The organism is Lacrimispora sp. YZC11 (assembly GCF_057543815.1).
This window is the reverse complement of record NZ_BAAJYQ010000016.1, coordinates 861,857-870,415: the sequence shown is the minus strand read 5'-3', so window position 1 is coordinate 870,415 and position 8,559 is coordinate 861,857. Positions and strand designations below refer to the sequence as shown.

Sequence of the window (8,559 nt, the reverse complement as noted above, 5' to 3'; positions counted from 1 at the left end):
TGAATGTAGCTGAATGCAGAATGGGTTGCTGAAAGAAATAATCTTTCAATCTTGAGTTCATGAGAAGCATACCCCGCTTTACCAGAACCAACCGGATAGGAAGGCATATCTCATTGATGCATTCGTGTATAAAATGAAGAAAAAGGACAGAGGAGGTTACAGGATGTCTACTGCAATTATCTGTGTGATTTTAATTGTCATTTGCTATTTTGGATTAAGAAGCACCATAAAAAGGTCGAAATATGGCTGCTGCGGAAGCGGCGGCAGCGAAGTCAAGAAAATTAAAGCTGCTGATAAAAATATTTCCCATTATCCCTATACGCGAACTCTGGAGGTAGAAGGAATGACCTGCGGCAATTGCAAAAAGAGAGTGGAGAATGAGTTTAATAGCCGGGAAGGATTATATGCTTCCGTGGATCTGAAGAAAAAACTGGCAGTCATACATATGAAAGATCAGATACCAGAGGATGAGCTGAAAGAAATGGTGAGAAAAGCAGGATATACTCCCGGGAAGATCAAATAAATGCATTGATTGGTATGACAGGATAAACAGGTCATAAGATATATGAAAAAAAGATTGATTGCAGTAAGCGGCGGACAAAGATGGTTTTATTTCGAATCCATGATTGTCTGCTGCTTTTGTTTTTCATAGACCAAAATATTTAAGAAATAGATTGTTTTTCCTTTTCGCTCATGGTAAGTTGATAACAGATAGGAGGGTGGCCTGATGATAAAAGTTACATTTTATGATTCCGTAGAGGATCATTTACTGGATTTTGCAGTCATTGTTTCCCGATACCGGGATAAATGGATATTTTGTAAGCACAAGGACCGGGAGACCTATGAAATCCCTGGAGGACACCGGGAAAAGGAGGAGAATATCGTAACGACTGCCAACCGGGAACTTTATGAGGAGACAGGAGCAACAGAATATATCCTGAAGCCGGTCTGCGTGTATTCTGTTCGGAATCTTGATGAGAAAGTGGAAAATTCAAAAGAATCCTTTGGTATGTTGTTTTATAGTGAAGTTAAAGTACTGGGAGAAATGCCGCCTGGTTATGAAATAGAAATGATACGGTTGTTGGATGAGATGCCTGATTCCCTTACATATCCTGAGATCCAGCCGGCATTGATGGATAAGGTCATCCATTTTATCTCTTAATGGCCGGGAAGAAAAGAAACAGAGGCAGGGGAATGAAGTTAAAAAATTAAAGGAGGAAGAATATGATCATTAATTTTGACGAGATAGAGGAAACCATACTCCCCCGTTTTAACGGCGGAGAAAAAGAATTTAAGGCAAAAATGCTTGTAGATAAGAACAATAAGATTCTCTATGGAAAGCTGGAGCCGGGCGCAACCATAGGAATGCATACCCACGATACAAGCAGTGAAATCATATATTTTCTACAGGGAACAGGGAAAATGCTGTTTGATGGCGGAGAAGAAGCTGTACAGGCAGGACTGTGTCACTATTGTCCCAAAGGCTATGCTCACAGCATGATCAATGACAGCGGGGCTGACCTGATTTTCTTTGCGGTTGTTCCTCAACAGTGACATACTGTTGTCGTATTCGGGATGGTACAATATAATTGCTATCAAAATTTAAGGGGCTGACGATGAGTCAGCCCCACCTGCTGTATTTCACAAGTGATTTTATAATATGAACAGCACCGAACTGTTTCTGTATCTAAAGTTTCCGTCTACACCCACCACTTGCCCTGTGTGTTATTGATTGCCCAATAGGGAGGCTTGGGCGAGCCGATGCTTAAGTCACGGTCAATGCGTCCATGGGCGGTGCTGCCGCGCCGGATTAAGGGAGCCTCCACCTGATAAGTACGCTTGGAAGAATTTGCCTCCACCATGCGTTCCAAGAGAAACTCCGCTGCCATTTCACCCAGCTTATCGACAGAGGGTGTCATAGTTGTAAGTCCTCCCCCTGCCATGGATGCCCAGCCAAGCTCACTGAGCTTTCCCAAGTCGTCATAGCCCATAAGACCTATACCGTGAGGCATGGGAATTCCCAGAGAAAGGGTTGCCTGTGCGCACGTCATTAACATCATGCCGTCGGCCGCTATGATGGCCGAAGGAGTCACATCCCGTTCCCCAGCCTGATAAAATGCATACACCTGTTTCGCGATGGAATCTAAATCTGATATATCAGATACATATATGGATTTAGAAGGGTCCTTTTCGCCCAAGTCTCTCATTTTTTCCAGGAAAGCCTCCTGTCTTGCGGCACGGGGGAAAACATGATCAAAGGGTTGTGTAAATAGAGCAATGCGTCCATATCCCTCTTCTTTTAAATGCTCGATGGCATGGATTAAAGGAATCTGATTTGAAATATATGCCATGTCAAACATATAGTTATCAATGCTGCGATCCAACAGTACCACGGGAACCCCGTCGTTTGCCAGTCTAATCAGATAAGGATTATGGCGCATCGTGGTATTTACAATAAGACCGTCTACCTGCTGTGCCATAAGAGAACGCAGATATTCCTTTTCCAGTTCATAACTGTTATCACTGCTTGCAGTGATGATTCCATAACCTTTTTCACGTAAGGAAATACCAATGCTTCTGACAGCCGCCGAAGTAAAAGGGCTGCCGATATCTGAAACCACGATGCCAGCCATCATGCTTCGTTTGCTTTTCAATGTGCGCGCCAGATGATTCGGCTGATATCCTGTGGCATCAATAATCTGTTTAATTCTCTCTTTTGTCTGAAGGGACATATATTCATATTTGCCGTTTAAATATCGGGAGACAGTTGCTTTCGATACCCCAGCTAAGTTTGCTATATCCTGAATGGTCAGTGATCGTTCGGGCAATGCTTGCTCCTCCTTCTGTAATATACGAGATAGAATAAGTTTAAGAAACCGTTTTCTTTAATTTTATTATAGTATATTTTCTTTTAAAGTCAAGTTTCGGAAACAATATCTATTAAAATATATAGTATGCGTTGTAAAAATTGCATAATTTAGAAACCGGTTTCTAAAGCTCTTTTCACAAAATAATTTTTTTTACATAAATTCCCTTGTAATTAAAAATAATATTCAGTATAAATAAATGTAATGAGTGAAAACCTCTGTGATATTGTGGTATATGTTGAATATTTTCACTTTCGCGATATGAAAATAGTCAAATAGCCCAATACATAGAAAAATAGCTCATTATGATATGGTGCTTGTTAATCGGTATCTAAACTTATTTGAGGAGGAAAGAGAATGATGAACACGGTAGTAGGTATTTTGTTGCTGATTACATATGTGGCATTTGCCATATATGCCGCAAAGGGTGGAAACCTCATGATAGGCTTCTTCGTAATGGCAGTATTATGGGCAGGATTAGGTGCCATCGCTGGAGTGACAGTCTGGTCCAGTACCGCAGAGGGCGTGATTGATATTAATAATGGTATTTTTGAGCAGGGACCTGAACTATGGGGGTCTACGGCTGCCATTATTATTTTCGGTTCCTGGTTTGGGCGAATTCTGGTTGATACGGGAATAGCCAGAACCCTGATTCGAACAGCAGTGGAATGGGGCGGAGATAAGCCGGCTCTTACCTGTATCCTTCTTTCTATAGTAACAAGCTTGATATTTACATCAGCCTATGGCGCCGGTTCAGTGGTTGCTATTGGCGTAATCATTTTTCCTATTTTACTATCTCTTGGAATCTCCACTCATCTGGCTGCGGCCTCCTTTTTGATGAGCGTGGGAGCCGGACTGTATTTAAATAATGGTTGGTTAAAGCAGGTAGGCGCTTTGATTCCAGAATTTGACATAACGATTCCTACTTGGAAGACCTATGGGTTTATTGCTTTTGGTATTCAGATGCTGGCTGTTGTCCTGATGACCTTAGTAAGCAGCAGAGGAACCGCAAAAAAACACGCATGGGCAGTGAAATCCGATCAGGGTGAGAAAAAGGTAGGAGCCCTGGCACTTCTGACTCCGGTGATTCCTGTTTGTCTGTCTGTGTTCTTAAACTTTAAGCCAATTACCGCCATATTGGTCGCAGTGCTTTGGGCACTGGTCTTTACAGGCAATCTAAAGAACATGAAAGACATAGGGGATATGGTACAAAAAACATTCCATGACGGTGTGACCGATGTAGCGCTGGTGTTTGCATTTCTATTCTTTTTGCAGATGTTCCTGCGTTCTGCAAAAGTTTGCGCGCCTTTGCTGGCACCGATTATGCAGCCTGTGCTGCCTTCTAATCTCCTGATTCTTTTTGTTATATTCGGTGTGTTTTCGGTGATGGCACTGTTCCGCGGACCTTTGACGATATGGGGAGCAGGGGCAGCTACGCTGGCAATGTTCCAGGCAATCGGCGGTGTGTTTACACCAATGATATTGTTCCCGCTGTTCATGGTACCGGCCACGACCATTAACGGTTCTATTTGTCCTACCCAGTCCTGGTGTCTGTGGGCAATCGGCTACACCAAGACAGATTTGAAACAGTATTTTAAGACCTGCTTGCCTTACGCACTGGTTGCAGCACTGGTTTTGGAGATGGTTGCTTACTTTATGTTTGTGTAGCCGAATGAATAAAACTGCCTCCAATAGTGGAAGGCACAGCATATGTAAAGCAGGAAATTACCAGAGAAAGGGAAAATGCCTGCCTCATGATTGATTGGAGGATTGTTTCATATGAGCAGAGAAATAAGAGTTGGTATCGATGTGGGCGGCACCCATACGAAGGCTGTAGCCATCGATAATGCCACCCATGAAATCGTTGGACAAAGCATTGTCATGACCAGCCATGACCATGAACTGGGGGTGGCAGCTGGTGTAATCGAATGTTTTAAGAATTGTCTGACTGCAAATGGCATCAAGCCAGATGATGTAGTATTTATCGCACATTCCACAACCCAGGCGACTAATGCGCTGCTGGAGGGCGATGTGGCAAAGGTCGGAATACTGGGAATGGGGCCCGGAGGCCTTGGCGGCATTTTATCAAAGAAGCAGTCCGCCGTGCCGGATATTGATCTGGGTACAGGGCGGAAAATAGAAATAAACCATACATATCTTCCGGTAAAAAAAGCGGATGATAAAGGAATAGAAGGTGCGGTGGAACAATTGCGGGATGGAGGGGCCCAGGTTCTGGTGGCATCACAGGCGTTTGGCGTTGACTCTAACGATGATGAGGAGAGGGTACGGGTATATGCGGAGAAAAATGGCATGATGGTATCAATCGCCTCTGATATATCAAAGCTTTACGGCCTGACCAGCAGAACCCGTACCGCCGCCATCAATGCTTCCATCCTGCCCAAAATGATGAATACAGCCAATTCCACTGAAAGCGCCGTACGTAGCTCAGGAATCAACGTACCCCTGATGATTATGCGCGGCGACGGAGGTGTTATGGATATTGGCGAAATGAAAAAAAGACCGGTCTTGACCATGCTTTCCGGTCCGGCAGCCAGTGTTATCGGAGCCTTAATGTATCTGAGGGCATCCAATGGTATTTACTTTGAAGTAGGAGGCACTTCTACAAACATAGGTGTTATCAAAAATGGACGTCCGGCTGTGGAGTATGCCGTGGTTGGAGGACACCGAACCTATGTCAATTCATTGGATGTAACTGTTCTCGGAGTAGCAGGGGGATCGATGGTAAGAGCTGCAAACGGGAAGCTGGTGGATGTGGGGCCGCGAAGCGCCCACATAGCAGGTGCAAAATATGCTGTTTATACTCCGTTTAAGGATATTGATGAACCCGAACTGGAGTTTTTTGCACCGAAAGCAGGAGATCCCGGGGATTATGTGCGAATCAGGCTGGCGAGCGGAGAACGGGTGACCATAACCAACTCATGCGCTGCTAACATTTTAGGCTATGTAAAGGATGGAGATTACAGCCGGGGAAATGTGGAATCTGCACGCATTTGTATGAAGCCTTTGGCGGACTATTTAGGTGTCTCCATAGAAGAATGCGCGCGCCAGATTCTGGCAAAATCCTGCGAAAAGGTGGCTCCGGTCATTACCGGATTTGCCGAAAAATATAAAATCGAGGCAGATCAGATCTCTTTGGTTGGCTGTGGCGGCGGTGCGTCTGCCTTGCTGCCGTTTACCGCTGAGACGATGAAGCTTAATTATTCCATACCCGAATATGCGGAAGTCATATCATCCATAGGCGTAGCCCTGGCTATGGTTCGGGATGTAGTAGAACGGGTCGTGCCCAATCCAACCGGTGCGGATATCGTGGATATTAAAAAAGAAGCCAAGACCCTTGCCATAAAGAGTGGAGCCGTGCCAGATTCTATAGAAGTGCAGATAGAGATTGATCCCCAGACCAATAAGATTACGGCCATTGCCTTAGGTTCCACAGAAGTACAGACAACTGACCTTTTAAAAGCCTGTGATGAAAAAGAAGCTAAAACGCTGGCGGCGGCTTCCATGAATTTGCCGGAATCTGATTTGGAATGCCCCATATCTAATGACCTGTTCTATGTATTTACCGCCGTAAAAAATCAAAAGACGCAGCTCCGCCTTCTTGATAAGAAAGGTTTTATCAAGGTACAAAGAGGCGATGCGAAGGCGGTGACATTTACAGGAGACGTCTGGGAAGAAGAAGTAGAAAAAATGTGGAAATCCATGCTTTCTTATAAAAACGAGATGGAAAGGACGCCGGATCTTTACCTATGCATAGAAGGCAAAGTCCTGGATTTTGCCAATACCATAAGCCTGGAGCAATTGAAAATCATTATGGGGACGGAATTTGCCGGTCTGGCTCCTGGGGAATCCGTGATTTTGATTGGTGCCAGAAGCGAGATGTAATATGGATGGTTATCTGGATCGCTATTTGGCAGATATACCCGATCGAGTCTGGCATGAATATTTATGGAGCCATGACCGGCTTTGTCACAGAATCGAACCTGAATTAAGAAAACAGTCTGCACAGTCTGCCGCTTGGATTGGGATATCCGCATCCAGAAGAATCATTGCAGGACATTCGGCTGTTTCAATAAAAAACCTGATTGAAGCAGCAGGATGCCGGATAGAAAAGGTTCTGGACGATCCCTTAAAGCAGCTTCGCCCTTATTTGTTTGCCGAATTTGAAGAGCCTGATCGGATTACTGTTTATGAAGAACGTGTGTCAAAAGTTCAGCAGTTTCTGGAAAAGGAACATTTGGGGGTGTTTTCAGACAACACCTTTACCAGTTCCTGCAACAGTTCTTTGGCAGAACAGATAATTTTGGCACATGAGTTTTTTCATTTTCTTGATTATGAAGGCAAGCTTACTGACGGTATCAGCCGCATAAGAATTACAGCCTTTTGTAAGCTGAAGCTTCATGTCAGGGCGTCTGCTCTGTCTGAAATAGCTGCCATGGCTTTCGCAAGGGATCTGCTGGCTTTAAATGTGCATCCATGCATTCTTGACTTGTTGCTTGTGCATAATGGAAAATTTTCATAGGGAGATTATTATGAAAGCTGTATTATATCTCATTGCTTTTTTTGCTTTTGCTATTGTATCAGCCACCTTTGTGGTTGTTGGAAAAAGACGGTACAGGAAAATGGCGAAAGACGTGTACGTTCTGCGTGAGACTCTTTTTACCGCTGTATTGGGAGCTGCGCTATGGAGCGAAGCTGCGGTCCTTCTTTATTGGAGCTTTGCAGATGGCAGCCGGTTATTTACCAGCAGAAATGCCGTTGTTAATATAGTGATTTTCCTTCTTGTAAGCCTTTTGCTGGGTTCATTTCTCATGTTATATTCTCTAGTCAAATGCTATGTGTTCACTCAAACCGGCATCAACGCATTTGACATTTTGGGGAGGAAGAGACAGATCCTGTTTCAGGATATTACTAAAATCACAGCTCTGACTGGAAAACGGTTGTCCATAGAAACCAGATCAGTAAAAATCATACTGGGTGGGGAGAGGCGGCAAATGAATGAAACTGTCAAGTATCTAAAAAAAAATTGCCTAAGGGGCTAGCCGTCGCGCGAGTGACTTGGTATAATTTCTAAATAAAGAAGGAACTGTGAGGTTTCAATGTTCTTTGCCGGTAGTAACAAGAAATTAAAAGCATTTTATAAAGAGGTTCTGAACAGCGTGCTGACTGTGGAGAAAACGGCAAAGCGAATGGATGCACCCGTAACCTATGTAGGAAAACTTGTTGAAAGAGGGGGATATTATGCTGGAAAAGATACCATCACAAGAAGAAATGACTTCCCTGATAGGGGAGACTTTATTTGAATCATGGAAAGGCCTTTGTGAAAGAATCGAAGAGAAGTATGATATGGAACGCCAGTGGAACAGCGGCGGCAAAAGATGGAAGTACGAGTACAAATACCGCAGAGGCGGGAAAACCCTTTGTGCATTGTATGCCAAAGAGGACTGCTTTGGATTCATGGTAATTCTGGGACAAGCGGAACGGGATACCTTTGAACGGGAAAGGCAGAACTATTCCCCGGAGGTCCAGAAGGTGTACGATGAATCAACGACCTACCACGATGGAAAATGGATCATGTTTATGATAGAGGATCAATCACTTTTTGATGATATGATGCAGCTGTTAAAGATAAAAAGAAGGCCCAATAAAAAGTAATAAAAATGATTCGGAGGAA

The 8,559-nt window shown here is 43.9% G+C and carries 10 protein-coding genes; 9 read left to right on the top strand and 1 reads right to left on the bottom strand.

The genetic code is table 11. The annotated features are described in order from the left end of the window. Positions 1-163 precede the first annotated feature (163 nt). The 3 genes from AC27IJ_RS19190 (at position 164) to AC27IJ_RS19180 (ending at position 1,554) form a co-directional block, all read left to right on the top strand. Positions 164-523 carry a heavy-metal-associated domain-containing protein gene (locus AC27IJ_RS19190; protein WP_312444726.1) on the top strand — a complete coding sequence of 120 codons (360 nt, stop codon included), beginning with the start codon at positions 164-166 and terminating at the stop codon, positions 521-523. A 204-nt stretch (positions 524-727) separates the two neighbouring features. Beyond that, positions 728-1,162, top strand: coding sequence for an NUDIX hydrolase (locus AC27IJ_RS19185; protein ID WP_312444725.1), 435 nt, complete (start codon positions 728-730; stop codon positions 1,160-1,162). 62 nt (positions 1,163-1,224) lie between these two features. Next, complete coding sequence (locus AC27IJ_RS19180) at positions 1,225-1,554, top strand: cupin domain-containing protein (RefSeq protein WP_313260874.1); 330 nt, start codon at positions 1,225-1,227, stop codon at positions 1,552-1,554. A gap of 146 nt (positions 1,555-1,700) precedes the next feature. Here the strand turns inward: AC27IJ_RS19180 and AC27IJ_RS19175 are convergent, their stop codons facing one another. After that, on the bottom strand, positions 1,701-2,828 hold the full coding sequence (locus AC27IJ_RS19175; RefSeq protein ID WP_312444720.1) for a LacI family DNA-binding transcriptional regulator: 1,128 nt from the start codon (positions 2,826-2,828) through the stop codon (positions 1,701-1,703). A 396-nt stretch (positions 2,829-3,224) separates the two neighbouring features. Between AC27IJ_RS19175 and AC27IJ_RS19170 the strand changes: the two genes are divergently transcribed. The 6 genes from AC27IJ_RS19170 (at position 3,225) to AC27IJ_RS19145 (ending at position 8,540) form a co-directional block, all read left to right on the top strand. Next, positions 3,225-4,535, top strand: a complete 1,311-nt coding sequence (locus tag AC27IJ_RS19170) for a citrate transporter (RefSeq protein ID WP_487150280.1) — start codon at positions 3,225-3,227, stop codon at positions 4,533-4,535. A gap of 111 nt (positions 4,536-4,646) precedes the next feature. Next, positions 4,647-6,770, top strand: coding sequence for a hydantoinase/oxoprolinase family protein (locus AC27IJ_RS19165; protein ID WP_487150279.1), 2,124 nt, complete (start codon positions 4,647-4,649; stop codon positions 6,768-6,770). 1 nt (position 6,771) lies between these two features. Beyond that, a complete protein-coding gene (locus AC27IJ_RS19160) occupies positions 6,772-7,407 on the top strand; it encodes a hypothetical protein (protein ID WP_487150278.1) in 636 nt (211 codons plus the stop codon). A gap of 10 nt (positions 7,408-7,417) precedes the next feature. Continuing rightward, the gene (locus tag AC27IJ_RS19155; RefSeq protein WP_487150277.1) at positions 7,418-7,927 is read left to right on the top strand and encodes a hypothetical protein; all 510 of its coding nucleotides are present in this window, start codon (positions 7,418-7,420) and stop codon (positions 7,925-7,927) included. 57 nt (positions 7,928-7,984) lie between these two features. Beyond that, entirely contained in the window at positions 7,985-8,188 is a 204-nt protein-coding gene (locus AC27IJ_RS19150) for a hypothetical protein (protein WP_487150276.1), read from the top strand. After that, entirely contained in the window at positions 8,127-8,540 is a 414-nt protein-coding gene (locus tag AC27IJ_RS19145; RefSeq protein WP_487150274.1) for a DUF3788 domain-containing protein, read from the top strand. Before AC27IJ_RS19150 ends, AC27IJ_RS19145 begins: the two co-directional genes overlap by 62 nt. The last annotated feature ends 19 nt before the right edge of the window (positions 8,541-8,559 follow it).